The 26645-nt window shown below is 66.8% G+C and carries 24 protein-coding genes and 1 pseudogene; 14 read left to right on the top strand and 11 right to left on the bottom strand.

What is annotated here, in order from left to right; genetic code table 11:
• The first annotated feature begins 100 nt into the window (after positions 1-100).
• Together IWX77_RS10295 and IWX77_RS10290 are read left to right on the top strand one after the other, a co-directional pair.
• The gene (locus IWX77_RS10295; RefSeq protein ID WP_196844419.1) at positions 101-322 is read left to right on the top strand and encodes a hypothetical protein; all 222 of its coding nucleotides are present in this window, start codon (positions 101-103) and stop codon (positions 320-322) included.
• Positions 323-325: 3 nt separating this feature from the next.
• The gene (locus IWX77_RS10290) at positions 326-1165 is read left to right on the top strand and encodes an alpha/beta fold hydrolase (protein ID WP_196844418.1); all 840 of its coding nucleotides are present in this window, start codon (positions 326-328) and stop codon (positions 1163-1165) included.
• 1 nt (position 1166) lies between these two features.
• Here the strand turns inward: IWX77_RS10290 and IWX77_RS10285 are convergent, their stop codons facing one another.
• The 3 genes and pseudogenes from IWX77_RS10285 to IWX77_RS10275 all read right to left on the bottom strand — a co-directional run bounded on the left by IWX77_RS10285 (position 1167) and on the right by IWX77_RS10275 (position 4411).
• Positions 1167-2135, bottom strand: a complete 969-nt coding sequence (locus IWX77_RS10285; protein ID WP_196844474.1) for an SDR family oxidoreductase — start codon at positions 2133-2135, stop codon at positions 1167-1169.
• A 207-nt stretch (positions 2136-2342) separates the two neighbouring features.
• A pseudogene (locus tag IWX77_RS10280) lies at positions 2343-3636 on the bottom strand (copper amine oxidase); the annotation flags it as partial.
• Between the two features lie 79 nt (positions 3637-3715).
• Positions 3716-4411 carry a hypothetical protein gene (locus IWX77_RS10275; protein ID WP_327012202.1) on the bottom strand — a complete coding sequence of 232 codons (696 nt, stop codon included), beginning with the start codon at positions 4409-4411 and terminating at the stop codon, positions 3716-3718.
• A 602-nt stretch (positions 4412-5013) separates the two neighbouring features.
• On the opposite strand from IWX77_RS10275, the gene IWX77_RS10270 reads away from it, so the two are divergent.
• A complete protein-coding gene (locus tag IWX77_RS10270; protein WP_196844417.1) occupies positions 5014-5553 on the top strand; it encodes an APC family permease in 540 nt (179 codons plus the stop codon).
• A 453-nt stretch (positions 5554-6006) separates the two neighbouring features.
• Here the strand turns inward: IWX77_RS10270 and uriH are convergent, their stop codons facing one another.
• On the bottom strand, positions 6007-6957 hold the full coding sequence (gene uriH, locus IWX77_RS10265; protein WP_196844416.1) for a uridine-preferring nucleoside hydrolase UriH: 951 nt from the start codon (positions 6955-6957) through the stop codon (positions 6007-6009).
• A 157-nt stretch (positions 6958-7114) separates the two neighbouring features.
• Between uriH and IWX77_RS10260 the strand changes: the two genes are divergently transcribed.
• The 3 genes from IWX77_RS10260 to IWX77_RS10250 all read left to right on the top strand — a co-directional run bounded on the left by IWX77_RS10260 (position 7115) and on the right by IWX77_RS10250 (position 9044).
• Complete coding sequence (locus tag IWX77_RS10260) at positions 7115-8233, top strand: adenosine deaminase (RefSeq protein ID WP_196844415.1); 1119 nt, start codon at positions 7115-7117, stop codon at positions 8231-8233.
• 89 nt (positions 8234-8322) lie between these two features.
• The gene (locus IWX77_RS10255) at positions 8323-8772 is read left to right on the top strand and encodes a PTS sugar transporter subunit IIA (RefSeq protein ID WP_196844414.1); all 450 of its coding nucleotides are present in this window, start codon (positions 8323-8325) and stop codon (positions 8770-8772) included.
• A complete protein-coding gene (locus IWX77_RS10250) occupies positions 8769-9044 on the top strand; it encodes a PTS sugar transporter subunit IIB (RefSeq protein ID WP_196844413.1) in 276 nt (91 codons plus the stop codon). Before IWX77_RS10255 ends, IWX77_RS10250 begins: the two co-directional genes overlap by 4 nt.
• Positions 9045-9188: 144 nt before the next feature.
• Here the strand turns inward: IWX77_RS10250 and IWX77_RS10245 are convergent, their stop codons facing one another.
• Together IWX77_RS10245 and IWX77_RS10240 are read right to left on the bottom strand one after the other, a co-directional pair.
• Positions 9189-10871, bottom strand: a complete 1683-nt coding sequence (locus tag IWX77_RS10245; protein ID WP_297413019.1) for a phospho-sugar mutase — start codon at positions 10869-10871, stop codon at positions 9189-9191.
• Between the two features lie 479 nt (positions 10872-11350).
• Positions 11351-12184: a purine-nucleoside phosphorylase gene (locus tag IWX77_RS10240; protein WP_196844412.1), complete on the bottom strand. Its 834-nt coding sequence runs from the start codon at positions 12182-12184 to the stop codon at positions 11351-11353.
• Between the two features lie 181 nt (positions 12185-12365).
• Here IWX77_RS10240 and IWX77_RS10235 point away from each other — a divergent pair, with 181 nt between their 5' ends.
• Positions 12366-13802 carry an NAD(P)H-quinone dehydrogenase gene (locus IWX77_RS10235; protein WP_196844411.1) on the top strand — a complete coding sequence of 479 codons (1437 nt, stop codon included), beginning with the start codon at positions 12366-12368 and terminating at the stop codon, positions 13800-13802.
• A gap of 83 nt (positions 13803-13885) precedes the next feature.
• Here IWX77_RS10235 and IWX77_RS10230 read toward each other — a convergent pair whose 3' ends face one another.
• Positions 13886-15661, bottom strand: coding sequence for an acetyl/propionyl/methylcrotonyl-CoA carboxylase subunit alpha (locus tag IWX77_RS10230; protein ID WP_196844410.1), 1776 nt, complete (start codon positions 15659-15661; stop codon positions 13886-13888).
• 85 nt (positions 15662-15746) lie between these two features.
• Positions 15747-16412, bottom strand: a complete 666-nt coding sequence (locus tag IWX77_RS10225; protein WP_196844409.1) for a Maf family protein — start codon at positions 16410-16412, stop codon at positions 15747-15749.
• A 113-nt stretch (positions 16413-16525) separates the two neighbouring features.
• On the opposite strand from IWX77_RS10225, the gene IWX77_RS10220 reads away from it, so the two are divergent.
• Genes IWX77_RS10220 through IWX77_RS10205 form a run of 4 tightly spaced genes read left to right on the top strand, consistent with a single transcriptional unit; the run spans position 16526 to position 21015 of the window.
• Complete coding sequence (locus tag IWX77_RS10220; RefSeq protein WP_297413007.1) at positions 16526-17842, top strand: class I SAM-dependent RNA methyltransferase; 1317 nt, start codon at positions 16526-16528, stop codon at positions 17840-17842.
• A gap of 38 nt (positions 17843-17880) precedes the next feature.
• On the top strand, positions 17881-18588 hold the full coding sequence (locus tag IWX77_RS10215; RefSeq protein ID WP_196844408.1) for a response regulator transcription factor: 708 nt from the start codon (positions 17881-17883) through the stop codon (positions 18586-18588).
• Positions 18578-19978, top strand: coding sequence for a sensor histidine kinase (locus tag IWX77_RS10210; RefSeq protein ID WP_334353661.1), 1401 nt, complete (start codon positions 18578-18580; stop codon positions 19976-19978). Before IWX77_RS10215 ends, IWX77_RS10210 begins: the two co-directional genes overlap by 11 nt.
• Positions 19975-21015: a hypothetical protein gene (locus tag IWX77_RS10205; RefSeq protein ID WP_196844406.1), complete on the top strand. Its 1041-nt coding sequence runs from the start codon at positions 19975-19977 to the stop codon at positions 21013-21015. The genes IWX77_RS10210 and IWX77_RS10205 overlap by 4 nt, the downstream gene beginning before the upstream one ends.
• A gap of 315 nt (positions 21016-21330) precedes the next feature.
• Here IWX77_RS10205 and IWX77_RS10200 read toward each other — a convergent pair whose 3' ends face one another.
• Positions 21331-21564 (bottom strand): acyl-CoA carboxylase epsilon subunit, encoded by a 234-nt coding sequence (locus IWX77_RS10200; RefSeq protein WP_196844405.1) that lies wholly within the window; start codon positions 21562-21564, stop codon positions 21331-21333.
• Entirely contained in the window at positions 21564-23168 is a 1605-nt protein-coding gene (locus IWX77_RS10195) for an acyl-CoA carboxylase subunit beta (protein WP_297413005.1), read from the bottom strand. Before IWX77_RS10195 ends, IWX77_RS10200 begins: the two co-directional genes overlap by 1 nt.
• Before the next feature lie 203 nt (positions 23169-23371).
• Here IWX77_RS10195 and IWX77_RS10190 point away from each other — a divergent pair, with 203 nt between their 5' ends.
• Together IWX77_RS10190 and IWX77_RS10185 are read left to right on the top strand one after the other, a co-directional pair.
• On the top strand, positions 23372-24214 hold the full coding sequence (locus IWX77_RS10190; protein ID WP_196844404.1) for a biotin--[acetyl-CoA-carboxylase] ligase: 843 nt from the start codon (positions 23372-23374) through the stop codon (positions 24212-24214).
• A gap of 8 nt (positions 24215-24222) precedes the next feature.
• Positions 24223-24813 (top strand): PH domain-containing protein, encoded by a 591-nt coding sequence (locus tag IWX77_RS10185; RefSeq protein ID WP_196844403.1) that lies wholly within the window; start codon positions 24223-24225, stop codon positions 24811-24813.
• Here IWX77_RS10185 and IWX77_RS10180 read toward each other — a convergent pair.
• Positions 24790-25350: a GtrA family protein gene (locus tag IWX77_RS10180; protein WP_196844402.1), complete on the bottom strand. Its 561-nt coding sequence runs from the start codon at positions 25348-25350 to the stop codon at positions 24790-24792. The two genes, IWX77_RS10185 and IWX77_RS10180, sit on opposite strands and share 24 nt — an antisense overlap.
• 126 nt (positions 25351-25476) lie before the next feature.
• Between IWX77_RS10180 and IWX77_RS10175 the strand changes: the two genes are divergently transcribed.
• Positions 25477-26613, top strand: a complete 1137-nt coding sequence (locus IWX77_RS10175) for a 5-(carboxyamino)imidazole ribonucleotide synthase (protein WP_196844401.1) — start codon at positions 25477-25479, stop codon at positions 26611-26613.
• Positions 26614-26645 lie beyond the last annotated feature (32 nt).

Genomic DNA, 26645 nt, shown 5'->3' with positions numbered 1-26645 from the left:
GTCTGGGAGTCGGATCACAATTGGGACTCGAAGTCTGCCCCCCGAAGTAAGGTCGTGGAGTTGGAGGTTCAACCCGACTCATCACGACCAGGAGGACAGCATGGGATTCATCGACGATGCCAAGGATGCACTCGGCGCCACCGGCAAAAAGATCGGCCGGGCGGTGGATGACGCCAAAGACCGCGTCGAAGACAAGGCCGACGAGGCCCAGGCCGACGCCAAGGTGAAGAAGGCCGAGGCAGACGTGAAACACGCCGAAGCCGAGCGCACCACCACCGAGGCCAAGAATGATTTCAAGGCCACCCTGCGCAACGATAATTAGCGTATGACCTGGTGGGCGGAGCTGATGCGCATGACGCATCGGCGACGCCCGCCGCTTCTGCATGTCGCAACGGATGCCGGTACCGGTCCGGTCGTGATTCTCGTGCACGGCATCGCCTCGTCCTCGGTCACCTTCTACGAGGTGATTCCGATGCTGACCCCGCATCACCGCGTGATCGCGGTTGACATTCTCGGGTTCGGGCAGTCCCCGGCACCGGACGGCTGTGAGTACCGGCTGGAGGATCATGTCGGGGCGCTGGCCGGGACCATCCGCTCGTTGAAGCTGCGGGAACCGTTTGTGCTGGTGGGGCATTCGCTCGGCAGCCTGATCAGCACCCGCTACGCAGCCATGGAACGGCACAGTCGACTGGCGACCGCGTGGCGCCGGCTGACCGGCCGAGGACCGGTCTCGCGCATGGTGCTCGTGGGGCCGCCGGTGTATCTCACGCCGGGTGATATCGGCGATCCGCGGGTGCGGGCGCGGGTCAGCGCCTACCTGCGCGCCTGCGATTTTCTGCGCGCCAACAAGGAATTCACGCTCGCCAACGCCGCGATCATGTCGCGCCTGCTGCCCAAGGGCATCTTCGAACTGACCGAGAAGACCTGGACGCCGTTCATCAAGTCGATGGAACACTGCATCGAATCCCAGACCGTGGTGAGCGACATTGCGAGCCTCACGGTGCCGGTCGACGTGATCTACGGCGCGCTCGACGCGTTCATCGCGCAGGGCAGCATGACCGTCATCGAGCGGATGCGCCACGTCACGATGCACCGCGTCGAGGCCAACGACCACATCATTCGTAAGCGGTTGGCCCGGGTGCTCGTGAAGGTCATCGACAGCTGAGCTACACGGCCGGGTAGGTCACGCCCGTGAGCTCCTCGGAGATCGACCAGAGGCGGCGGGCATCCGCTTCATCGAGCGATCGCGGCGGCAACGTGGCGGGAGCGGGGGCGCCGGTGAACTCGCCGAATCCGCCCGGGCCGTAATAGCCGCCGCCGCCCGCCGCGGGGCTCGTCGCCGCGTAGAGTGCGGGCAGGATGCCCTGGTCGATCTGCTGCCATATCCAGCCGATGCGGTGGGAGGCCTCGTTCGCGGCGAGAAAGACCCGCGCCGACGCGCCGTTGTGCGTGGGGCCGGTGATCTGCAGGTTCGTCACGGTCGCGCCCGGGTGCGCGGCGACGCTGCGCACGCCCCATCCTCCGGTGACGCTGCGCCGGTTGAGTTCGCGCGCGAACATGAGTGTGGCGAGTTTGGAGATTCCGTAGGCGCGGTGTGCGCGGTAGCGCAGGCTGTGCAGGTCGTCGAAGTCGAGGCGTGCGGTGCGGGCGATCAGGCTCGAGAGGCTCACGACCCGGCTCGTTCCGGCCGCGCGCAGCAGTGTCAGCAGGTGCGCGGTGAGCGCGAAATGGCCGAGGTGGTTGGTCCCGAATTGCAGCTCAAACCCGTCTTCGGTCTCGTCACGCACCGGCGGCATCATGATGCCGGCGTTGTTGAGCAGAATGTCGATCGGCCGCCCCTCGCGGGCGAGCTCCTCGCCGAAACCGGCGACGCTGGAGAGCGAGGCCAGATCGAGGTGACGGATGCTGAGGGACGCCTCCGGGATCTGCTCCAGAATGCGCGCCACGGCTTCGGCCCCCTTCTGCTCATTGCGCACGGCGAGGATCACCTCGGCGCCGGCCCGGGCGAGGCGCCCGGTGAGACCGAATCCGAGGCCGCTGTTGGCGCCGGTGACGACGGCGAGTTTGCCGTGCAGATCGGGAACATGGATGTCGGGAAGGGTTTTGCTCCTGCTGGCGCGGGTGGTCTTCGACATGGGGCTCCCGGTTGGTCGTGGAGCTCTATCCAACCCGCTCGGTCTGTGGAAGTCACGCCGCGGGCGGCGGCCCCGGGCAGATTCACGGTTGACCACGGCGGTGATCTCACGCCGGGCGGGAGTTGCGCCGCTGCGCGGGATGCGCAACTCGGGCGCAGCGGCGCAGGTCCCGCGCGACGCGGCGAGCACGACGAGCCCGAGCGCGTGGCACAGGTGCAGGGCGTCCCCCGGCGCGTTCATGGCCGGGTTCTTGCCGAAGAAGCCGTAGGGCTTGAGCGTGAACTTGGCAGAGTCCACGGGCATCACCGGCCTGTCCTCAACGCGCGGAAAATGCGTCGGTCCGAAGGTGTGCCAGAGCACGATGTCCGCACCATCGATCGACCGGTCGCCCGCGAGGTACTTGGTCACGCCGTCCCGCCCGGATCCTGGTGCACGAAATCGCCGGCAGCACACTGCTCGGCCGGGTCGTACGGCGTGACGAACAGGTGCTTCGTGGCGAACTCGGCCCGCTACGCAACGCCCGAACCGGTATCGGCCATGAGGCTCGGCGCCGCCTCCGGGTAGGCGGAGGTGAAGAGAATGCCGGTGAGCTTGGCCCCACACTCGATGGTTCCGTCGAGCGAGAGATACCAGTAGAGGCCGTAGTCGTCGTTGCCGACGGTGGTGAAGAAGCTGATCATCCGGCGGCGCTGACGGCGCACCTCGTTGCTGCCGGTGAACATGTCGCCGTGCTTCCAGAGGGTGCCCACGTCTTCCTCGTGCATACAGATGCCGTTCTTGATGGTGAACGGGTTACCCAGTTCGTCGGCCAGCACGGCGTCGAAGTATTTGATCTCGCCGACGCAGTCGCAGCCGAGGGCGAGCGAGTTGCTGAACCGGCCATAGAGGTATTCGCCGGTATCGAAGTAGTTCTGCCAGAACCGCACAGGCGACGGGTCGCCGTAGGGCACGAGCATCTCGTTGATCGAGGCGCGGTAGATGATCGGGCGTTCCTCGCCCTCGTCCGAGAAGGACAGCTGGCGCAGCACGAGACCCTCGCGGGTGTCAAAGCCCACCGGAAACTTCCCGTTCGCCCAGGTCACCCATTCGCCGTTGACCGGGTGTGCCCATGGGTGGTCCTCGGGGTAATCCTGGCGAAGGGCGAGCACCCGCACGATGCGGCGTCCGACCTCTTCGGGATAGTCGTAGAAGCCGGCCGAGAGCGGCACGACGACGACCTCGGCGACGCTCGTGCCGCGGGCTTCGAGAGCGGCGATCCAACGTGGGTCTTCAGCGACGATGCCGGCAGCGGTCCGGTGCGGGCCTGCCGGGCGAGCACGCCGCGCTGGCGCGGTTCTTCGAGGCCGACAGAGACGAACCGGGCGCTGTCGGTGAAGGTCGACGACGCGGTGACAATGTCGCGCACGGCCGTGAATTCGGCGGCGTTCAGGCTCGAGAGCGGATGCGCCGGCTCGCCCGGCGTGGAAGTGGCAGCGGGCAGATCCCGGCCGGTGCTGGTCATTGTTCCTCCGGAAACGGAAACGGAGAGGGGTGGGTGTGGGGCAGGTGGTTGTGGGGCAGGTGGGGGTGAGCAGTCTCGGTTAGCCGCTGATGGCATCCGTCATGTTGTCGTAGGCGGCCCGGTCGGTGCGCTTGAGGACGGCAGCCTGCACGAGGCCGACCGCCGGAAAGAGCATGATCAGGCCGAGCAGCACGGCACTGATGGTGCCGAAGACCGGCAGGCCCCGGGCATTCACGTCGCTGACGAGCATCGGAAAGTTTGCCGCGATGACGACGGCCGAACCGGCCAGGCCGAGTACGGCGAAGTTCACGATGAGAACGACCGCCGTCATCGTCTGCACGACCGACGACACGTACGGGGCGACATGCTTGTGGTGCACCGAGCCGAGAACGTTCGGCAGTACCTTCGCGTTCGACATGGAGTGCTGGTAGCGGGTGTTCACACTGTGAAACGAGAGCACGCAGGCGGTCATGCTCGTGATCGGCAGCACGTTCATGATGATCTCGCCAATCGGGCCGAGGTACGTCAGCGTGGTGATGAGAATCATCGCACCCGGATCCTCGGCGGCTTGCGCGAGCACGATGGCGACCTCGGCGACGAGAAGAACCCCGAGCACCGTGGAACTCACGTCGATGTGGCGGTAGCCGAGAAAGCCGACGAGTGCGATGGTCAGTGGTGAGTACCGGTACCAGGGCAGGTCGGGGCCGCCGAGTCCGGCGACGGTGACGGTGACGGTGACGCTCAGAATGTAGCCGACGTAACCGTGCACCGACACCTGGATGGCCGGGTAGGTGAGCAGGGCGAGAAACGCGGTCGCAAGGCCGGCCGGTTTGCCGAGCCGTAGCCGACAACGGTGAAGAAGGCATCCGGTTTGGGAACGTGCCGGGTCATTGCCGACAGTCCCACGGCGAAGAGAAAGAGAACGAGTCCGGAGATGGCGTACATGGCCGAAAAGCCGACACCGTCACCGAGCAGGATACCCAGCGGTGCGGCTCCGCCGACGACGGTGAGCGGTGCGGCCCCGCGACGACCATCATTACGATCGCGGTGGTGCCGAGGGTTCCGGTCAGTGACCGTGCGGCCGGGGCGGTCCCCGCGCGGGTCGCGGAGCGTTGGGTGGCGGTCATGGCAGCTCCAGGGTGGTGAGTCGAGGGTTGGCGCTGTGTGGTAATTCTGTCGACGCCCTGGTGCCGGGCGGTCTCTCTGCGCTAAGGGCCGCACGCCGCCGAATGAGACCAGCGCGAATTTTCGTCTCATTCGGGCGGCACGAGCCGGAAACATACCCGAATCAGTGCGGCAACGACTGCCCGGTAGCCTCGGCGCATCCCTAGCCACGCCAGCGGATGCCTCGGTCGACAAATTTCACCCGGAGGGCCCATGACCGACCTGCAGCGAGCGATTCGGCACCCCGAACCGGTACGCGGATTCGCCGACCGTTCCCGGGTGGACGGCCTGGACCGGTGCCGCGTCGAGTTTCTCGACGTGCTCGGGCAATCAGTGTCGACGGTGGCTCCCTCGGCAGCCGCCACAACCATCCCCCTGTTGATCGCCTCGGCCGGTGGCGCGCCGGTCTGGGCGCTCGCGAGCGGCCTGCTGATCGCCCTCCTCGTCGCGTCGACCGTGGACCAGTTCACCAAACGCATCGCCGCGACCGGCTCGCTGTACACCTTTGTGCCCGTGGGTTGGGCCGAACGGCCTCCTTTGGCCTCCTTTGTCACCGGGGTAGCCCTACTACTCGGGTACGGCTTCATCGCAATGTTCGCGCTCGCCGGGGCCGGGTCGTCGAACTGGCCAACCTCGTCACACCACCCGCCGCCCGCCCGCCCGAGGCTGTGCGCGCGATTCTTGATCGCCTGCGGGGCGGTATCTGGGGCGGTATCCACCTCGTACGGTTCGAGCAGGACGGTCTGCGCGTGATCGATCCCGACCCGGATTTTTTGCCGAGCACTCGGGTCGTGATCCTCGCCCGGCTCGAATCCTCGGCGATGGGGCGGCTGCTCGTGTCGGAGCGGAGCCGCGCCGCGGCATCCGTTTCGCTCGGGTCGGTTTCTGCACAGGGTTTCATTTCGCACGGTTCAGCCGCGCACGGGTCGGCTTCTGGCCTGACCGACCCGTTTGCGCCCGCAGGCTCGAGTACGCGCCTGCTCGGGCAGATTCGGGGGAGCGGATACGCCAGCCAGGTTGATGGGGTCACCGCCGGTTACGGCTGCATCGCCATTTCCGATTCGCGACCGGGCCGGCCAGCTCGTGGCGGGGCTGCGATTTCGCGTTGCGCGGGAGTTGCGCCAGTGCGCGGGAGGCGGAACTCGGGCGCACTGGCGCACCTCCCGCGCGACGAGCTACGCGGGAGTTCTCTCCAGGCCCGAGCTCCTATTCCTGCGCCGGGTCGCCGATGCGCTCGAGCGCGTCGACGATGAGCGCCCAGAACTTCTCATGATCCAGATCGACGGCCACCTGCGTCGTGCAATCGGCCGGAGCCGGCGCTCGAAAGTCGGCCACGGTCATGCCGAGCGTGAGGGTACCGGCCAATTCCACGTCGAGCGGAGCCTTGCGCACCGTGATCACGGTCGGGTCGATCACATAGGCGACGGCGCACGGGTCGTGCACCGGCGGATGGTCGAAACCCTGGGCATCCCGATAGGTCTTTGCGAAGAACGCGAGCAGTTCGCCGACGAACCGGGACGGAGCCGTACCGACGGAGGCGATGCGGGCGACGATGTCGGGGGTGGCGAGGGCCTGGTGGGTCAGATCCAGCCCGATCATGGTGAGCGGCCACTTCTCGTTGAACACGATGTGGGCGGCTTCGGGGTCGATGACAATGTTGAACTCGGCCGTGGCCGACCAGTTGCCCACGTGATAGCCGCCGCCCATGAGCACGACCTGCTTGACCCGTTCGACGATGCGCGGCTCCTTGCGCGCGGCCAGTGCGATGTTGGTCAGGGCGCCGGTGGGCACGAGCGTGATCTCGCCCGGCTCGTGCGCCATGATCGTGTCGATGATGAGGTCGACGGCGTGGCGATTGTCCAGTTCAAGCGTCGGTTCGGGCAGCACCGGGCCGTCCAGGCCCGACTCACCGTGAATCGATGGCGCCGTCTCGAGCTGCCGCACCAGCGGGCGGGGGCATCCGGCCGCAAACGGTACTCCGGTGATGCCGGCCACCCGGGCGACGGACCGGGCGTTACGGGTGACCTTGGCGAGGGTCTGGTTGCCCATCACGGTGGTCACGGCGACGAGCTCAATGTTCGGATTGCCGTGGGCCAGCAACAACGCGATCGCGTCGTCGTGGCCGGGGTCGCAGTCAAGAATGATTTTGGTGGGCACGCTTCAGGGTAGGTCCTCGGCCCGCGCCCCCGCTCCCGGGCCCGGCGCGTGACGGTGCATAAAGGCAGACCTTCTCATGGCCCGTCCAGAGCGGCTCCGATAAGCTGATCGCGCGGTTGTAGTTCACACCCGCCCCCGTACCGAGGAGTTTGTTCGTATGACTTTGATCGAGGAATTCCTCATGCCCGGCGGCGGCACGAGCATCAATACACTGCCCAAGATCTCCCTGCACGACCACCTGGACGGCGGCCTGCGCCCGCAGTCCATCATCGAGCTGGCCGACTCCATCGGATTTATGCTTCCCACAACGGATGCCGACGCGCTCGGCGAATGGTTCGCCGACCAGGCCAATGCCGGCTCGCTCGTGGAATACCTCAAGACCTTCGATGTCACCACCGCCGTCATGCAGACCCGTGAGGGCCTCAGCCGGGTCGCCCGCGAATTCGTCGAAGACCTCGCCGACGACGGTGTCATCTACGGCGAGATTCGCTGGGCTCCCGAGCAGCACCTGGCCCGCGGCCTCACCCTCAACGAGGTCGTTGAAGCCGTGCAGGACGGCATCGAAGCCGGTATCGAAAACGTCGAGAAGTCGGGCCGCAGCATCCGCATCGGTCAGCTCATCACCGCCATGCGTCACGCGAACCGCGGTCTCGAAATCGCCGAACTCGCCGTGCGCTACCGCTTCGACGGTGTTGTCGGCTTCGACATCGCCGGCGCCGAGGCCGGCTTTCCGGCCGGTAAACACCGCGCCGCCTTCGACCTGCTTGCCCGGGAATTCATGCCGGTCACCGTGCACGCAGGCGAGGCCGACGGGCTCGACAGCATCCGCGGCGCCCTGTTCGACGGCCGCGCGCTGCGCCTCGGCCACGGTGTGCGCCTCGCCGAGGACGTCACCATCGAACGCCAGGACGACGACAACACCTTCGTCACCCTCGGCCCGGTGGCCCAGTGGGTGCGTGACCGTGAGATCACGCTCGAACTGAGCCCCTCCTCGAACCTGCAGACCGGAGCGGTCGCCGCCTGGGGTGAGGAACTGTTCGACCACCCGTTCGACCTGCTCTACCAGCTCGGCTTCAAGGTCACCGTCAACACCGACAACCGGCTGATGAGCGACACAACCCTGACCCAGGAGCTCGCCCTGCTCTCCGATGCCTTCGGCTACGACCTCGGCGATCTCGAGACCTTCCAGCTCAACGCAGCCCACGCCGCGTTCCTGCCGCTGGAGGATCGCGAAGAGCTCGTCGAAGCCATCGAAGCCGGCTTCGGCGACGCCTGACGCCGGTCTGCCGGGCGGGGCTGGCTCGACGAGTCGGCTGACACCCGTGCAGGTTCACCCCGTTCGACCCCGTAGAACTGAAAGTGACCATGCCACTGCCGCATCTCCCGCTTGACGCCATCACGATCGGCGCGCACGTCGACCACTGGCCAGCTGCCATCACGGCCGCCGGAGACGCCCTCGTGCGTTCCGGCGCCGCCACATCCGCTTACACCGACCGCATGATCGCGGTGGTCCGCGAATTCGGCGCCTACATCGTGATCGCGCCGGGACTGGCGCTTGCGCATGCCCGCCCCGGAGCGGATGTTCTCGCCGACGGACTCTGCGTCGTCACACTCGCCGAGCCGGTGGCCTTCGGACACCCGCACAACGACCCGGTCAGTGTGATCGTCGGCCTGGCCGTGGCTGGCGCCGACGACCACCTGCATTTCGTCGCCGAACTCGCCAACGTGTTCAATGACCCCGCGGTGATTCCCGCCCTGGCCGGCGCGACCACCGCAGAATTCGTGCAGAGCGTGTTCGGTCAGACCGCCTCATGAAGATCGTCGTGATGTGCGGCATCGGCCTGGGCACCTCGGCCATCCTCAAGGTCAACGCCGAGCGCGCCCTGGAACGCCTCGACATCGAGGCGAGCGTGCAGGCCACGAATGTCGCCGGCGTGCGCGCCGCCGCAGCCGACGCCCAGGTTATTTTGACGTCGTCGGAACTCGTCGATGCGATCGGCAAGACCAACGCCGACGTGATCGTCATCAACAACTACTTCGACGTCGACGAACTGTTCGCCAAGCTCGAAATCGCTCTGGGTTCGTAGCCCCGTCGTCCGAAGCTCTCCGGGCCCGGAAAGCGGGCCCAGGTCAGATCGTGGGCTGCCCCGCTCGCCGAGCCGTGAGTTTTGAGCGCTATTCCGCTAAAAAAGGGGCTCAAACTCACGGCTCGGTGAAGCGGATGCCGCCCGCTAGGCGATCAGGGCGCGCATACCGCGGTCGAGCTCGTCCAGGGCGGCCTGCGCGGCCGCACGACGCTCCACCAGGGTACCGACCGTGCTGCGGGTGTCGATGTACACCTTGAGCTTCGGCTCGGTTCCGCTCGGACGCACCATGACGCGTGATCCATCGGTCAAGCGGATGCGCAACACGTCACTCGGAGGCAGTTCACCCAACCCCCAGCGAAAGTCATCGATCTCATCGACCCGAATGCGGCCCACGTGCGTCGGCGGCGACTCCCGGAGGCGAGTCATGACCAGCGCAATCGTGGACAGTTCGCTCACCCGCACCGAGATCTGCCCCGACGCGAAGTGTCCGAACTTCTCGCTGAAGAGGTCCAGATACCCGGCGAGGGTCGTCCCCTCCGACTTGAGGTCGCTCACGAGCGAGAGCAGCGCGACGGCGGCTGAGATGCCGTCCTTGTCGCGCACGGTGCCCGGATTCACCAGATAGCCGAGCGCCTCCTCGAAGCCATAAACCAGGTTCGGCACCCGGGACACCCACTTGAAGCCGGTGAGGGTTTCTGTGAAACGCAGGCCGTAGGCATCCGCTACCGCGTGCAAGGCCGGCGACGACACGATCGAGCAGGCCAGCGTGCCGGTGCTGTCGGTCAGAGGAGCGTCGAGATCGGGGGAGGGAGCCAGCGCGGCCGCCCGCCACCCGAGAATAGCGCCGACCTCGTTGCCGCTCAGCCGGCGGTACCCGCTCGCGCTGGACAAGTCGGGGATGGCCACGGCGAGGCGGTCGGCATCCGGATCGTTCGCGATGATGAGCTCGGCGCTCACCTCACGCGCGGTCTCGTAGGCGAGGTCCATCGCGCCAGGCTCTTCCGGGTTCGGGAACGCGACGGTCGGAAAGGCGGCGTCCGGGGCGATCTGCGCGTCGACGAGGGTCGGCAGGTCGAATCCTGCCTTCTCGAGCACCCGGCGGGTGGTGTCCCAGCCGACGCCGTGCATGGCGGTGTACACCGCGTTCACCTGCGCGCGCGGCGTGTGGGCAATGCCGGCGGTCGCTTTGATGTAGGCGTGCACGACGTCTTCGTCGGCGGTCTCGTAGCTGCCGCGCGGCAGGTGCGGCACGTGTTCGTCGGCGGCGACGCGCAGAATCTCATCCGAGATGTTTTTGTCATCGGGGGAGACGATCTGGGCACCATTGTTCGCGCCGCCCAGATATACCTTGTAGCCGTTGTCGTTGGGCGGGTTGTGCGAGGCGGTCACCATCACACCGCAGCTCGCGTCGAGGTGCCGCACCGCGAAGGCGAGCACCGGCGTCGGCAGCAGACGCGGCAAGAGGATGGCGCGCACCCCCGCGCCCGCCATGATCGCCGCCGTGTCGGTCGCGAAGACGTGCGAGTTCTTGCGTCCGTCGTAACCGATGACCACCGACGGCGTCACCCCGGGCGCGGCATGCCGACGCAGGTAGGTGGCCAGGCCGGCCGCGGCCTGCGAGACGAGCACGCGGTTCATGCGGTTCGGCCCGGCGGCGATTTCGCCGCGCAGCCCGGCCGTGCCGAAGGCGAGCCGGGTATCGAACCGCGAGTGCAGGTTGGACAGGGCCGCGGTGTCGCCGTCGTCGACGGCGTTGATGAGCACGCGCAGCTGCGCCTGCGTCTCCGGGTCGGGATCCTGGTTCAGCCACGCCCGGGCGGCCTGCAGGAGCGCCGCGGTGCGGTCGGTCGGGACGTTCGGGGTCTCCTGGGCGACCGGCGCGGTCGCGAGGTCGTCGTCGTCGATGACCGCACCATCGGGAGTGATCGTCTGAATGGCGACCGTCGGTTCGGAGGCGGCATCGTCGGTGTCCTGCACGACCGGCAGGGCCTGGGTAGGAGTCTGGATCTCGTCGGTCAGATCGGTGTCGGTGACGGGCGAGGTGACGGGCGGGGTGACGGGCGGGGTGACGGGCGGGGTGACGGGCGGGGTGACGGGCGCAGCGGCATCCACTGGCGGGCCGGAGTGGCGACCGCCGGTGCGCTCGACCGGCTGCTCGCCGGTCCCGTCGTGGACCTCGGAACCGGTCTCGTCGTGATGCTCGGAACCGGTCCCGTCGTGGACCTCGGAACCGGTCTCGTCGTGATGCTCGGAACCGCTCGCGTGGTGATGGTCGGCGCCGCTCTCGTCGTGGCGGTCGGTGCCGGTCACAGTGCGGCCACGATCCGCGCGAGGAGCGCGCTGATCACCGGTTCGGCCAGCGCGCCGGCCTCGATGACTTCGTCGTGGCTGAGCGGAGTCTTCTGAATGCCGGCGGCGAGGTTGGTGATGAGCGAGAGTCCCAGCACCTCCATGCCGGCCTGCCGGGCCGCGATGGCTTCGAGCGCGGTCGACATGCCCACGATGTGGCCGCCGATGGCCTTGGCCATCTGCACCTCGGCCGGCGTCTCGTAGTGCGGCCCGCGAAACTGGCAGTACACGCCCTCGTCGAGTGTCGGGTCGATGCCGCGCGCGAGATCGCGCAGCCGCTTCGAGTACAGGTCGGTCAGGTCGACGAAGGTCGCACCCTCGAGCGGGGAATCAAAGGTCAGGTTGATGTGGTCGCTGATCAGCACCGGGGTGCCCGGCGTCCACGATTCGCGGATGCCGCCAGCCCCGTTGGTCAGGATCATCGTCGTCGCTCCGGTCGCCGCCGCCGTGCGCACACTGTGCACGACCCGGCGCACGCCGTGGCCCTCGTAGTAGTGCGTGCGTGCGCCGATCACGAGCGCGCGCTTGCCGCCGGGCAGCAGAATGGAGCGCAGTGTGCCGGCATGGCCGACCAGTGCGGGGGCGCTGAACCCGGTGATGTCCGCGGCGGTCACGGTGTGGGTAGTCTCGCCGATCAGGTCGGCTGCCTTGGCCCAGCCGCTGCCGAGCGTGAGCGCGATGTCGTGCCGGGGTACGCCCGTGATGCCGGCGATCTCCGCGGCGGCCGACCGTGCTGCCTCAAACGGATCAGTGCCGGGCAGGTCTAACGGGTTGATCTCGTTCGTGAACATTTCACTACTCTAGAACCCCCACCAACGGTGCGGAGATTCTGCGCGAATTCTGCTCATCGGCGCGCCGAACGGGCGCCGAGACGGCCATTCGGCTCGAATTTGCTCATTTCGGCTACGAACCGGGCTGTGCGGGCACGGAAGCGGTTTGGCGGGGGCTGCGCGGGTTGAGAGAATGGAGTACATGGCCTATGAGTTCGAACGCAAGCAGCGCATCGCAGTACTGGGCGGTGGGCCCGGCGGATATGAAGCGGCCATCGCCGGAGCACAACAGGGTGCCGATGTCACCCTCATCGAGAGCGTCGGTGTCGGCGGTTCCGCCGTGATAACGGATGTCGTTCCCTCCAAATCCCTCATCGCCACGGCCGAGGCCTCGAACTCGATCGGCGAAGCGACCGATCTCGGTGTGCAGTTCTTCGTGCGCGGCGAAACCGGCAAGCCGCTGCGCCCGGAGGTGGCCATCAACCTGGCCGCCGTGAACAAACGTCTGCTTGCCCTCGCCCGCCAGCAGTCCGAAGACATGAAGGCCTCACTCATTCGTGCCGGCGTGCGCTACGTGCAGGGCCACGGCCGCCTCGACGGCACTACCGGTATCATCGTCGCCACCTCCGGCGACGCGACGGCCACCGACTTCGATCGCATCGACGCCGACACCCTCGTCGTCTCGGTCGGGGCGAGTCCTCGCGTGCTGTCCTCCGCGCTGCCCGACGGTGAGCACATTCTCACCTGGACCCAGCTGTACAACCTCAAGGCGATTCCCGAACACCTCATCGTGGTCGGCTCCGGTGTCACGGGGGCCGAGTTCGCCTCCGCCTACCGCGCCCTCGGCGCGAAGGTCACCCTCATCTCCAGCCGCGACCAGGTTCTGCCCGGGGAAGATGCCGACGCCGCCAACGTGATCGAGAACGTCTTCAAGCGCAACGGCATGACCGTGCTCTCCAAATCGCGGGCCTCCTCGGTGGAGCGCACCACGACCGGCGTCGTCGCGACCCTCGAAGACGGTCGTACGGTCGAGGGCAGCCACTGCCTCATCGCCGTCGGCTCCGTTCCCAACACCGCCAACATCGGCCTCGAACAGGCCGGCGTGCAGATCACCGACTCCGGTCATATCCAGGTCAACCGGGTCGCCCGCACCTCGATTCCGAACATCTACGCGGCCGGTGACTGCACGACCGAGATTCCACTGGCATCCGTTGCCTCGATGATGGGCCGCACCGCGGTGTTCCACGCCATGGGGGACACCGTCAACCCGATTGAGATTCGCAACGTGGCCGCGAACATCTTCACCCAGCCCGAAATCGCCACCGTCGGCTACACCCAGAAGCAGATCGAAGACGGCCTCGCCCAGGGCGACATCTACAAGCTGCCGCTGTCGTCGAACCCGCGGGCAAAAATGATGGGGATCAGGGATGGCTTCGTCAAACTGTTCGCCCGCACCGGCAGCGGCACGGTCATCGGCGGCGTCATCGTGGCCCCGAAGGCGAGCGAGCTCATCTTTCCGCTCGCGCTCGCGGTGGAACACCGGCTCACGGTCGACGAGGTTGCTCGCACGTTTCCGGTCTACCCCTCGCTCACCGGTTCGATCACCGATGCGGCCCGGGCGATGCACGTCGTTCTCTAGCTTTCGTTCTCGAGGTGGGCCGCGGAAACCCCCAGTGTTCGAGCTGAGGAGCGAATGCCCTGTCCCCAGCCCCACTGTTGAGACTATGCGGCGGCGTCGGAGACCGTCAGCAAAATGGAGCCGGAGGAGACCGTCTCGCCGACGACGGCGCTGACGTTGCCGACCGTGCCGTCGCGGTGTGCGACGAGCGGCTGCTCCATTTTCATGGCCTCGAGCACGAGCAGCAGGTCACCCTTGACGACGAGGTCACCCTCGGCGACGAGCAGTTTGACGATGGTCGCCTGCATCGGCGCCTTGATGGCGTCTCCGGTGGCGGTATCGACGGAGTGCAGGCCGCCGCGACGTTTGGGGGCGGGACCGACCGACCGGGCGCTCGCGCCGCCGGGCAGCAGTCGGGTGGGCAGGGTCACCTCGATGCGGCGTCCCTCCACTTCGACGACGATGCTGTGGCGTTTCTGCGGGCCGACGGCGTCTTCCATGCTGCCGCTCCACGGTTCGATGTCGTTCTCGAACTCGGTCTCGATCCAACGGGTGAAGACGGTGAAGGGCTTACCATTGGTCGGCGCGAAGGCGGGGTCGCGCACGACCTTGCGGTGAAAGGGCAGCACGGTCGGCAGGCCGGCGACCTCGAACTCGTCGAGGGCCCGGCGCGAGCGCTCAAGGGCTTCTTCGCGGGTCGCACCGGTGACGATGAGCTTGGCAATGAGCGAATCGAACGAACCGCTGATGACGTCGCCGGACTGCACGCCGGTGTCGACGCGCACGCCGGGGCCGCCCGACGGCTTGAACACGTGGATCGGGCCGGGCGCGGGCAGAAAGCCGCGGCCGGCATCCTCTCCGTTGATACGAAACTCAAAGGAGTGAGCGGATGCGACGGGGTCGCCGTAGGTCAGCTCGCCACCCTCGGCGAGGCGGAACTGTTCGCGCACCAGGTCGATGCCGGTGACCTCTTCGGAGACGGTGTGCTCGACCTGCAGCCGGGTGTTGATCTCGAGGAACGACACCGTTCCGTCTTGGCCGATGAGAAACTCGCAGGTGCCGGCGCCGAGGTAGCCGACCTCTTTGAGGATGGCCTTGGACGCCCGATACAGTTCGGTGGTTTGAGCTTCGGTGAGAAAAGGCGCGGGCGCCTCTTCCACGAGCTTCTGGTGCCGACGCTGCAGAGAGCAGTCGCGGGTCGACACGACGACGACGTTGCCGTGCATATCGGCGAGGCACTGGGTTTCGACGTGTCGGGGGGAGTCGAGGTACTTCTCGACGAAGCATTCGCCGCGACCGAAGGCGGTGATGGCCTCACGGGTGGCGGAGTCGAACATCTCGGCAACCTCGTCGCGGGTGCGGGCGACCTTGAGGCCGCGTCCGCCGCCACCGAAGGCAGCCTTGATGGCCACGGGCAGGCCGTGCACGTCAACGAAGGCGAGCACCTCGGCCGCGTCAAGGCAGGGGTTTAGGGTGCCGGGCGCCATGGGTGCGTTGACCTTTTCGGCGATGTGCCGGGCCGACACCTTGTCGCCGAGCTGCTCGATCGCTTCGGGCGACGGCCCGATCCAGATAAGTCCGGCACCGATCACGGCACGGGCGAAGTCGGCGTTTTCGGCCAGAAAGCCGTAGCCGGGGTGCACGGCGTCAGCGCCGCTTCGACGGGCAATCGACATGATCTTGTCGATGACGAGGTAGGTTTCGGCGCCGCTGGTGCCGTCGAGACCGTACGCCTCGTCGGCGAGGCGGGCGTGCAGGGAGTCGCGATCCTGGTCGGCGTAGACGGCGACAGAGAGAATTCCACTGTCTTTCGCGGCACGGATGACCCGAACGGCGATCTCGCCTCGGTTGGCGATGAGGACCTTCGTTATGAGTGACACAATCACATAGCCTATTGCCCACCCCCAGATCCCTTTTGGTTCTGTCCCACAAAAAGAATGGGTAGATTCTTGCGGATCCCTACAACTACAGTGCCCCGGGGCGATTCCACAGGGTCGGCCACTCGTGTCCGAGACCGCGCACCAGCCGCCGCAGCGTCGGCAGCGACAGCCCCACCACGGTCGATGGATCGCCGACAATGCTCGTGATAAAAGGAGCGCCGAGACTGTCAATCGTGAACGCACCCGCCACAAACAAGGGCTCACCGGTCGCGATATACGCGTCGAGCTCGGCGTCGTCGAGGTCGTCGGCAAAGGTCACCTCGGCCACAGCGACCGCCCCGATCGCCCGGCCGGGAGTGCCGCCGCCGACCTCGATCAACCAGTGGCCCGAGTACAGCGTGCCGGTGCGCCCGCGCTGGCGTTCCCACCGCTCGCGGGCCGCTTCGGCGGTATGCGGCTTGCCATAAATGATATCGTCGAGCACGAAAACCGAGTCGCCGCCCAGCAACAAACTCTCCAGAAGCAGGCCATCGAGCGGCTCCGCCAGCAGAGCGGATGCCGCCGCCTCCGCTTTCGCGCGCGCCAACAGTTCCACGAGAACTCGCGGTTCAAGTGCCTCACCGCGCAATGCCTCGGTCTCGGCGACGACCCGTTTCTCGTCGACGTCGGGGTTGATCAGTACCGGTTCAATGCCGGCCGCGCGCAGCAGTGCGAGGCGGGCCGGAGACGTGGAAGCCAAATAGAGGCGCATGCTGTCCTTCGGGACGGGGCTGAACGGGAGCGGATGCATCCATTCAAGCAGGCCCACCCTGCCAATCAGGCGCGCAGGCGGTAGCCGGCGAGGGGGTGTGGGATCATCGTTAGATGAGCAACGCGAGTCATCAGCCCCAGGCCCCCGCACCGACAACCTCCGCGATGGTCGGCGACGAGCTTGAGCTGGACATCACCAACGTCGCCCACGGCGGAATCTTCGTCGCCCGCCACGAGGGCCGCGTCATCTTCGTCAGCGACACCCTGCCCGGCGAACGCGTGCGCGCCCGCCTCACCGAGGCCAACCACAAGAGCTTCTGGCGCGCCGAAACCGTCGCCGTCATCGACGCCGCCCCCGAACGGCAACCACATATCTGGAGTGCGGCATCCCTTGATCGCGCCCCCGAAGACCGGGCCGGCGGCGCCGAATTCGGCCACATCGAACTCAGCTTTCAACGCGAACTCAAGCGCCAGGTGCTCGCCGACGCGCTGCAGCGCATGGCCGGACTCGATGTCGGCGTTGTGGTTGAACCGGTCGCGGTCAGCGCGAAGGCCAGCCCCGGCGATGCGATGGACGGCACCGGATGGCGCACCCGGGTGAGCCTGCACGTGGCCGACGATGGAACCATCGGCCCCTACGCCGCGCGCAGCCACCGGGTGATTCCCGTCGATGACCTGCCGCTCGCCGAGCACGAGCTCGAACTGCGCGCCCCGCTCGACACCCTGTTTCACAACGCCGCCTCGGTTGACCTGGTCGCGCCGAGCAAGGGCGACGTGCAGGTGCTGGTCTCGGCCAAAGACGCCAACGGTAAGCCCAAGCGGGTGCCGCACGGCCTGATTCACGAGATCGTCGCCGACCGCGAGTTCGAACTCGACCGCTCCGGATTCTGGCAGGTGCACTCCAGGGCTGCCGACACCCTCTACCACGCGGTGCAGAACATCATCGATCCAGCCACGTTCGACCCGCGCGCCGCCAACCTCGACCTGTACGGCGGCGTCGGCCTGCTCGCCGCGGCCGTCGGCGACACGTTCGGCCGGTCGACCCGCATCACCTCGGTGGAAAGCGACGCCGAAGCGGTCGCCTTCGCCGCCCGCAACCTCAGGGAATGGGCCGGCGCAACCGTCGAAGCCGACCGCGTCGACCGTTTTCTGCAGCGCCTGCTGCGCGAAGCGGATTCCGCGGAGCGCGCCCGTCTCGCCGCCGCCACCGTCGTACTCGACCCGCCGCGCTCGGGGGCCGGCAAGGCCGTCGTTGACCAGCTCGTTGCCCTCGCGCCGCAACAAATCGTCTATGTGGCCTGCGACCCGGTGGCTCTGGCTCGCGACATCGCGCTGTTCCAGAAACAGGGGTACGAGCTGCGCACCCTGCGCGCCTTCGACCTGTTCCCCAATACCCATCACGTCGAAGCCGTCGCACTGCTGTGTAAATAGCTATCGTTGACACCAGACAACCCGAAGGTAGCCACATCGTGAGCCACGCAGCAACTGATTCCGTACCATCCACCCCCGCAAAGACCCCCGTTCGCGTCGGTATCGTCGACGACCACGAGTCGGTACGACTGGGCTTGCAGGCCGCCTGCGAGAACGCCGGCTACGAGGTCCTGTTCGCGGCCGCGACGGCGCAAGCCCTCGTCGACGGCCTCGCTGGTCGTCAGTGCGACGTGATCGTGCTCGACCTCTCGCTCGGCGACGGCTCGCTCGTGACCGACAACGTGCACCTCGTGCAGACCACCGGCTCCGCCGTGCTCGTGCACAGCATCGCCGACCGCGTCGCCTCGGTGCGGGAGGCCCTCGCCGCCGGAGCGGCCGGGGTCATTCCCAAGTCGTCGCCGACCACCACGGTGATGGCCGCCGTCGCCTCCGTCGCCCGCGGCGACGTACTCAACAACCTCGAATGGGCCACCGCCATCGACGCCGACCGGGACTTCGCCAAGGCGCAGCTCGGGCGGCGCGAACGCGACGTGCTGCACCTCTACGCCTCGGGCCTTCCTCTCAAAATGGTCGCCATGCAGCTCGGCATTGCGCACTCCACCGCCCGCGAATACCTCGACCGCATTCGGGTGAAGTACGTCGAGGTCGGCCGCCCCGCGCCAACCAAGGTCGACCTGTTGCGCCGTGCCGTCGAAGACGGAATTCTGCCCGGGCTCGACGCCACCGAAGCTGACCGTGGTGTCTAAACGGGCCGCCCGCAGGGGCGACCGCAGCAGCATCCCGGGCATCCCGGTGTCCACCATAACCCAGCCGTTTGCCACCGTCCGTGACGATGATCGTGAGCCCGAGGGCAGCCCGTTTGGCCGCGCCCGGCAGCCGCGCAATCCGATCAGCCACGCGCAGATCGAAATTGTGCTGTCCCGATCGGTGGCCGGAGTCGCGGTGATCTTCGCCGTGCAGACCCTGCCGCTCATGCTGGAGCAGCTGTCAAACCGCAAAACCGAGGCGGCCATCCTCGTCGCGAGCCTGCTCGCCCTCTCGATTCTGGTGTTCGTGGTCAGTACGCTCATCCGGCGCGGCATCCGCACTGCCGCCGCCGTCGTGAGCGGCCTCTACCTGATTGCGCTGCTGATCTGGCCGCTGCTCATGATTGATTCCACGCTGGTGCTCGCGAGCAAGCCGTGGCTCTGGTATCTCTGCACCGTTGCCACCTCGTGCGCGGCCATCGCCCTGCCGCTGGTCTCGGCCGCCGTCTACACCGTGATCGCCCCGGTCGCCTTCGGGCTTGTTCGGGTACTCCCCTCCGGCGGTAGCGCCGAGAACCTGCTCGCCGTGCTCGACACCTGCTACGCCATGCTGCTCGGCGGTGTCGTGCTCATCATCATCTACGTGCTGCGCGAGGCCACGGCCAAGGTCGACACCGCCCAGTCCAATGCACTCTCCCAGTACTCCGTGGCGGTACGCCATCACGCCACCGAAGTGGAACGGGTCGAGGTCGACTCCATCGTGCACGACACTGTGCTCGCCACGCTGCTCTCCGCGGCCGGGGTGCGCAATGCCAAGGGTGCTGAACTGGCGGCGATGATGGCTCGCAGCGCCATCATCCGCTTGCAGCAAGCCAGTGGCGAACGTAACCTCGACGATGCCATGGTCGCCGTCAGTAAACTGACCGCGCGCATTCGCACGGCGGCGACCGCGACCGGAGTGTTCACCGTGACCGAACGGTGCGTCGAGGGCCTCAGTATTCCGGAGCACGCCGCTGAGGCGCTCTACTCGGCCAGCGTGCAGGCCATGGTCAACAGTGTGCAGCACGCCGGCCCCGCACAATCACGCCGGCTCTCGGTGGGCGGCAACGACCAGAGCGGATGCACCATCGAAATCAGCGACACCGGCCGCGGTTTCGACGCCAGCGTCGGCAGTGCACGGCTGGGCCTGCGGGTATCCATCCATGACCGGGTCGCCAGCGCCGGCGGTATCGCGGTGCTACGCACGAGCCCCGGCCACGGCACCACCATCACCCTCACCTGGCCGCATCCGGACGCAGACCGCGATTCGAGCGCCGGCCTGGCCACCGCCGGCGACGGCGACGGCACACGGTCCGGGCTCGACGGCAACCCCGTGGGTGGTCGACGATGACCGGCGTCGTGGTCGTCTCCCGCGCCCTGATCCTCGTCGTGGCCACCTTCTTCTCGGGCTACCACGTGCTGCTCGGTGTGTATTCGCTCAACGAGCCGCACTCATCGGTGCCGATCCTGATGGCCATGGGGCTGTACATTGTGGCGACGGTCGCGAGCCTGTGGCCCTCCAGCCCCATGCGCATGGCGTTGCCGTTGGCCCTGTTCAACGTGGCGGTCGCCGTTGCGATTCCGCTGATCGTGGGCAGCCAGCTCGACGGTTCTTCGGGCAACCTCGGCTACGAAACATGGTACGTCGCCGCCATCGGTACCCTGATGACGATCACGGCTACCCGCAAACGCCTGCAGCTGGCGCTGCTGGGTGTCGGCGCCCTCGTGGTGCACAGCGTGCTGTGGGCCGGCGTGGGCGAGCTGGGGAACATGGGCGTCATTGGCAGCGTCGTCTGGGTGGTGGCCGCCGGGCTGCTCTCGCGTGCTCTCGTGAAGGCCAGCCGCGATGCCCGCCAGTATTCGCGAGCAGAGCGGGAGGCGAGCGGATGGCACGCCGCCCAGGAGGCCCACCTATACGAGCGCCAGGTGCGGCTGACGCAGACCATGCGCCTGGCCATGCCGATGCTGCGACGCATCAGCGAGAGCAACGGGCAGCTCACTGAGGCCGAACGTCGGGAGTGCCGGCTGCTCGAAGCGGCCATTCGTGATGAGATTCGCGGACGGCGCCTGCTCAACGACGCGGTGCGCGAACAGGTCATGGCCGCCCGACGACGTGGCGCGAGCGTCACCCTGCTCGACGAGGGTGGTATCGACGATCTCAACGGGGCCGACCTGGCGATCGTGCTCAACACCCTCGCGATTGCCATTGGCCGCACGAGCGCCGACAAGATCATCGCCCGCACGTCTGCCGACAGTGCGACCATTGCGGTCACCGTGGTGGGCCTGAGCAGCCCTGACCCGGCCGTGAGCGCCCTGGGGCCGGACTCCTCCGGTGAGGAGGTGGACCTGTGGATGGAAATCCCCCGGCAGGGCGCGCCCGTCGCCTGACGCCTGCAGGAACGCGAAAGGGGATCAGCCGAAGCTGATCCCCTAACGACTTTTCGAGAAAGGACGACAACCCGAATGCCATCCGTTCTCGCCCCCAAAAACATTCGCTCGCTTACCCTAGTCAGCGAATGATTGGTGGTGACACTCCAGGAGCGTCACCGAGCACTTACAGTCTGTACCACCGTTCCCGCCCGCACAGTCGGCATTTACGAGGACAGACCGACCTGTGGTTGCACCCACCCTGCCCCCACCCCGTTCAGCCGCCCTGTTTCCAGGCCCGGGCCCGGAACAAGAAGACGGGGCGAAACCGGGGGCCTAGCCGCTGAAGCCGCGCCAGCGCCCGGCGCCCGGGTGCACCGGCCGGCGAATGGAGCGCTGGTTCTGCTGCCACGCACTCTGGTGGTGTTCGGGCGCGGCCCGACGCTCGTCGGATTCCTCCCGCAACAGACCCCGGATGAGCGCGCTCACCGCCGACACTTCGGTGTCACTCACGCGGGTGGTCACAAAAACCAGCTCCGACGGGTCGAACTCTGAGGGTTTGGTCGTCATTAGAGGGGAATGTTTCCGTGTTTCTTGGCGGGCAGGGTCGCCCGCTTGGTGCGCAGGGCCCGCAACGCCTTGATGATCGACACTCGCGTGGCGGCCGGCTCGATGATCCCGTCGAGCTCTCCGCGTTCCGCGGCGAGAAACGGGCTGGCCACGTTGTAGGTGTACTCGTTGGCGAGGCGCGTGCGCACGGCGGCAACATCTTCGCCGGCCTGCTCGGCCGCCTTGATCTCGGCGCGGTAGAGAATGTTCACGGCACCCTGGCCGCCCATGACGGCGATCTCCGCGGTCGGCCAGGCCAGGTTGATGTCGGCGCCGAGCTGCTTGGAGCCCATCACAATGTACGCGCCGCCATAGGCCTTGCGCAGAATGACGGTGACGAGCGGCACGGTGGCCTCGGCGTAGGCGTACAGCAGCTTGGCGCCACGACGGATGATGCCGGTCCACTCCTGGTCCGTGCCGGGCAGAAAACCGGGCACGTCGACGAGGGTGAGAATGGGGATGGAGAATGCGTCGCAGAACCGCACGAAGCGCGAGGCTTTCTCGCCCGCCTCAATGTTCAGCGTGCCGGCCATGGCGTTGGGCTGGTTGGCGACGATGCCGATCGAGCGACCCTCGACCCGGGCAAACCCGACGACGATGTTCGGTGCATACAACGGCTGCGTCTCGAGAAAGTCGCCGTGGTCAACGATGTGCTCGATGACCGTTTTCACGTCGTAGGGCTGGTTGGGCGAATCGGGGATGATCGTGTTCAACCCGCGGTCGGCATCCGTTGTTTCGAGCTCCACCTCGCTGTCGAACACGGGCAGCTCGGCCAGGTTATTGTCGGGCAGGTAGCTGAGCAGGGCGCGGGCGAAGTCGAGCGCGTCGGGCTCGTCGCTCGCGAGGTAGTGCGACACGCCCGACACCTTGTTGTGGGTGAGGGCACCGCCGAGCTCTTCCATGCCCACGTCCTCGCCCGTGACGGTCTTGATCACGTCGGGGCCGGTGACAAACATCTGGCTGGTCTTGTCGACCATGATTACGAAGTCAGTCAGGGCGGGGGAGTAGACCGCGCCGCCGGCGGCCGGGCCGCAGATGATGGAGATCTGCGGAATGACGCCGGATGCAGCCGTGTTGCGGCGAAAGATCTCGCCATACTTGCCGAGGGCGACGACGCCCTCCTGAATGCGCGCTCCGCCGGAGTCGAGAATACCGATGATGGGCACACCGGTTTTGAGGGCCAGATCCATCACCTTGATGATCTTTTCGCCGGCGACCTCGCCGAGCGAACCGCCGAAGATGGTGAAGTCCTGCGAGTATACGGCCACCTGGCGGCCGTGAATGGTGCCGGTTCCGGTGACAACGGCGTCGCCGTACGGCCGCTTCTTCTCCATGCCGAAAGCCACGGTGCGGTGCCGCACGAACTCGTCCAGCTCCACGAAGGAACCCTGGTCGAGCAACAGATCGACGCGCTCGCGAGCGGTCATCTTGCCCTTGGCGTGCTGCTTCTCGATGGCGGTGGCCCCGCTGGCGGTCACGGCTTCGTGATAGCGCAGCTTGAGGTCGGCGAGTTTTCCCGCCGTCGTATACAGGTCGGGTGCCGCGGCGGGCGTCTTGTCAATCACCGTTTCACTCTACCGGCACCCTTGGGCCGCTCCCCGTTGACGATGTTTAACAACTTTGCCCCGTGACACTGCACGTTTCCCCCTCTGAATGCCCGCTTGTGCGGGCCTCACTCCTGCAGCCTGGCCAAAAACGGCCCTCAATGCGTGATTTGCGGCCAGATTCGGGAGAATTGCAGGAGACACACCACGAGAGGGTACCCACGATGGAGTTTTCGCTCAGCCGCACCGAGGTGAGCCGGTTCGAATACCGTTCCGAGGCCGCCTCCACCAACGACGTGCTCAAAGAACGTGCCGTAGCGGATGCCGCCGCCTGGCCCGACCTCTCAGCGGTCGTCACCGACAACCAGACTCAGGGGCGTGGCCGGCTCGGCCGTGTCTGGCTGGCCCCGACCGGCAAAGCCCTGGCGATCTCCGTGCTCCTGCGTCCGCGCACCCCCGCCGGGGACTCGTTGGCACCGCATCAGCTGGGCTGGTTTCCCCTGTTGGCCGGCGCCGCCATGACGCGGGCCGTGCGCGGCGTGGTCGAGGCCAGCATGCAGCCGGTCGAGGGCGTGAAAGAGGCCGAGGATCCCCGCCATGATGTCACCCTCAAGTGGCCCAACGATGTACTCATCGACGGCTACAAGGTGTGCGGCATTCTGTGTGAGCTGCTGCCCGACGCCTCCGGAATCATTATCGGCGCCGGCCTCAACCTCTCCCTCGACGAACACGACCTGCCCACCCTCACCTCCACCTCACTGCTGCTGGTCACCCGAACCGCGCCCGACCCCGATAAAGTGCTCGCCGCCTACCTGCACGAACTCGTCGCGCTGTACCGGGCCTTCGTCGGCGCCAACGGCGACGCACAACGAAGCGGCCTGCACGCCGATGTCTCCGCGCTCTGCGGCACCCTCGGCAGCGTCGTGCGGGTGCAACTGCCCGGCGGCACCGACCTGGTCGGCACCGCCACGGGCATCGACGCCGAGGGCCGACTGAACGTCGTCAACCAGGACGATGGCGAAGACCGGTCTGTCGCCGCCGGGGATGTCACCCACCTGCGGTATTAATAGATCTAATGAAGAAGAAACAGAAGCCGAGCGAGCAGAACGACCCGCACGAGACCGAGCCCTCCGGCTATGCCCGTGAGAGCCGGCCCGAGAAGGTGGTCGCCCGCCTGCGCCCGCATGCCCGGGTGTTGGCCTGGCCGACGCTGCTTCTGTTCGCCCTGGCCGGCGCCACCGGCTACTTTTTTGGCAACCTGCCCGAGCCGTGGCAGAACGCGGCCCTACTCGCCGGCGCCGTCGTGCTCGCCATTCTCGGCTGGCTGCTGCCGCTCGCCGCCTGGCTCACCAAGCGCTATACGATCACCACCCGCCGCATCATCTTTCGCCACGGATTCTTCGTGCGCACCCGCCAGGAGCTGCTGCACAGCCGTGGCTACGACGTGAGCGTGCGGCAGAACTGGTTGCAGACCGGGTTCCACTCGGGCACGGTGCTGATCAATTCGGGGCTGGAGCATCCGCTCGTCTTGAAAGACGTGCCCAACGCCGACCTCGTGCAGAGCGTGCTGCACGACCTCATGGAGAAGGCGAGTACCGTCATGGGTTCGCGCCGGCAGGAGCAGTCGGCCCCCGCCCGCGAGTCAGCGTTCTGGGGTCGCCGCTAGCCGAATAGCACCGGTACGAGTGGTCGCCGCACCGGTGACAACAGGAACACCGATGCCAGCGGATGCCCCGCCCGCGACGGGCGCACCGTTCCGGCTCGGTGCGAACACCCAGTAGCGGTACAGCGTGAAGCGGAACACCGCGCCGAGCAGCAGGCCCACGACGTTGCCCGAGATATTGTCGGCGAGAACACTCGTGTAGCCGAGCACATAGTGGCTGAACCACAGGCAGGCGATGCCGATGCCCATGCCAACGAGGCTCACCGCGAGAAACTCCAGCCCCTCGCGAGCGGTGTGGTTCTGCCGGTTCTTGCTGAAAGTCCAGTAGCGGTTGCCCAGCCAGTTCACCAGAATGGCCAGCACCGTGGAGATGACCTTGGCGTAGATCGGGCCGGCGTGCACGTCGGCCGAATCCAGCACGGTGGTGCGCAGCAGGTTGAAGACGGTGAAGTCCACCACGAAGCCCAGCGCACCGACGGCGCCGAACTTGAGGCCCTGACTCAGAAAGCTGAGCAGGCGCTGCTTCAGGGTGATCGACATGCATCCGTCCGACGTGTGGGTAAAGTAGGAAAGCACTGAAGTCTCGCAGTCTACGGCGTGCGAAAATTCCCGGGCTGAGTATCCACATACGTTTTGCTGAACGCTTGCATAGAAAATGGTGAACAGATGGCTCTGACCGTCGGTGTGATTGGCGCAGGCCAGCTGGCCCGCATGATGATCCCCGCGGCCGTGAGCCTCGGTATTGAGCTGAAGGTTCTCGCCGAAGCCGACGGTATGTCCGCCGGGCTGGCCGCCGTCAGCGTGGGTGATTACCGCGACCTGCCCACCGTACTCGCCTTCGCGAAGACCGTCGACGTGATCACCTTCGACCACGAACACGTGCCGCAGGAGATTCTGCGTGAGCTCGTGCGGGAAGGTGCCACCGTGCATCCCGGCCCCGACGCCCTGCTCTACGCCCAAGACAAACTGCTCATGCGCGACAAGCTCGCCGAACTCGGCCTGCCCGTGCCGGACTGGGCGCGCATCACCGATGTCGCCGGCCTGGCCGACTTTTTGAGCGACCACGGCGGCTGCGCCGTTGTCAAGACCGCCCGCGGCGGCTACGACGGTAAGGGCGTGCGCGTGGTCAGCCACGAACACGACGTCGACGACTGGTTTCTGGCGCTCGCCGAAGACGGCAACGGCGGCGCCCTGCTGGTCGAAGAGCTCGTGCACTTCAGTCGTGAGCTCGCCCAGGTTGTCGCCCGTCGCCCGAGCGGCGAAATCGCGGTCTGGCCGGTCGTGGAGACCGTGCAACGTGACGGCGTCTGCGCCGAGGTCATCGCGCCGGCCCCCCAATCCATGGGGCGTCTCGCCGAGGTCGCCACCGACATCGCCATCGCCGTGGCCGAGGGCATCGGCGTCACCGGGGTGCTGGCCGTTGAGCTGTTTGAGACAACGGATGAGCGCCTCCTCATCAACGAGCTCGCGATGCGCCCGCACAACAGCGGTCACTGGTCGATTGACGGGTCCACGACGAGCCAGTTCGAGCAGCACCTGCGGGCCGTGCTTGACCTGCCGCTCGGCGCGACCGGTGCCCGTGACCCGTGGACGGTCATGGTGAACATCTTCGGCGGACCCGCGTCAGGCTCGCTGGCCGACCGGTATCCGGCTGCTCTCGCGGAGCATCCGCTCGTGAAGGTGCACAATTACGGCAAGGCCAGCCGGCCCGGTCGTAAGGTTGGCCACGTCACCGTGGGCGGCGACGATCTCGACGAAGTTGCCTACCAGGCGCGCGCCACTGCACAAATCTTTCAGGACTGAGCAATAGGATCGACTGCGTGCCAGAGAACACC

Origin of the sequence: Cryobacterium sp. CAN_C2 (genome assembly GCF_015751745.1) — a bacterium.
GTDB lineage: Bacteria > Actinomycetota > Actinomycetes > Actinomycetales > Microbacteriaceae > Cryobacterium.
The sequence above is the reverse complement of the archived record's forward strand: the minus strand, read 5'-3'. Positions and strand labels throughout refer to the sequence as shown.

Excerpts from the sequence above, each read along its gene's own strand:
- IWX77_RS10295 (WP_196844419.1), top strand. The coding sequence starts at position 101 with ATGGGATTCATCGACGATGCCAAGGATGCACTCGGCGCCACCGGCAAA.
- IWX77_RS10290 (WP_196844418.1), top strand. The coding sequence starts at position 326 with ATGACCTGGTGGGCGGAGCTGATGCGCATGACGCATCGGCGACGCCCG.
- IWX77_RS10285 (WP_196844474.1), bottom strand. The coding sequence starts at position 2,135 with ATGTCGAAGACCACCCGCGCCAGCAGGAGCAAAACCCTTCCCGACATC.
- IWX77_RS10270 (WP_196844417.1), top strand. The coding sequence starts at position 5,014 with ATGACCGACCTGCAGCGAGCGATTCGGCACCCCGAACCGGTACGCGGA.
- IWX77_RS10260 (WP_196844415.1), top strand. The coding sequence starts at position 7,115 with ATGACTTTGATCGAGGAATTCCTCATGCCCGGCGGCGGCACGAGCATC.
- IWX77_RS10255 (WP_196844414.1), top strand. The coding sequence starts at position 8,323 with ATGCCACTGCCGCATCTCCCGCTTGACGCCATCACGATCGGCGCGCAC.
- IWX77_RS10250 (WP_196844413.1), top strand. The coding sequence starts at position 8,769 with ATGAAGATCGTCGTGATGTGCGGCATCGGCCTGGGCACCTCGGCCATC.
- IWX77_RS10240 (WP_196844412.1), bottom strand. The coding sequence starts at position 12,184 with ATGTTCACGAACGAGATCAACCCGTTAGACCTGCCCGGCACTGATCCG.
- IWX77_RS10235 (WP_196844411.1), top strand. The coding sequence starts at position 12,366 with ATGGCCTATGAGTTCGAACGCAAGCAGCGCATCGCAGTACTGGGCGGT.
- IWX77_RS10225 (WP_196844409.1), bottom strand. The coding sequence starts at position 16,412 with ATGCGCCTCTATTTGGCTTCCACGTCTCCGGCCCGCCTCGCACTGCTG.
- IWX77_RS10220 (WP_297413007.1), top strand. The coding sequence starts at position 16,526 with ATGAGCAACGCGAGTCATCAGCCCCAGGCCCCCGCACCGACAACCTCC.
- IWX77_RS10205 (WP_196844406.1), top strand. The coding sequence starts at position 19,975 with ATGACCGGCGTCGTGGTCGTCTCCCGCGCCCTGATCCTCGTCGTGGCC.
- IWX77_RS10200 (WP_196844405.1), bottom strand. The coding sequence starts at position 21,564 with ATGACGACCAAACCCTCAGAGTTCGACCCGTCGGAGCTGGTTTTTGTG.
- IWX77_RS10190 (WP_196844404.1), top strand. The coding sequence starts at position 23,372 with ATGGAGTTTTCGCTCAGCCGCACCGAGGTGAGCCGGTTCGAATACCGT.
- IWX77_RS10185 (WP_196844403.1), top strand. The coding sequence starts at position 24,223 with ATGAAGAAGAAACAGAAGCCGAGCGAGCAGAACGACCCGCACGAGACC.
- IWX77_RS10180 (WP_196844402.1), bottom strand. The coding sequence starts at position 25,350 with ATGTCGATCACCCTGAAGCAGCGCCTGCTCAGCTTTCTGAGTCAGGGC.
- IWX77_RS10175 (WP_196844401.1), top strand. The coding sequence starts at position 25,477 with ATGGCTCTGACCGTCGGTGTGATTGGCGCAGGCCAGCTGGCCCGCATG.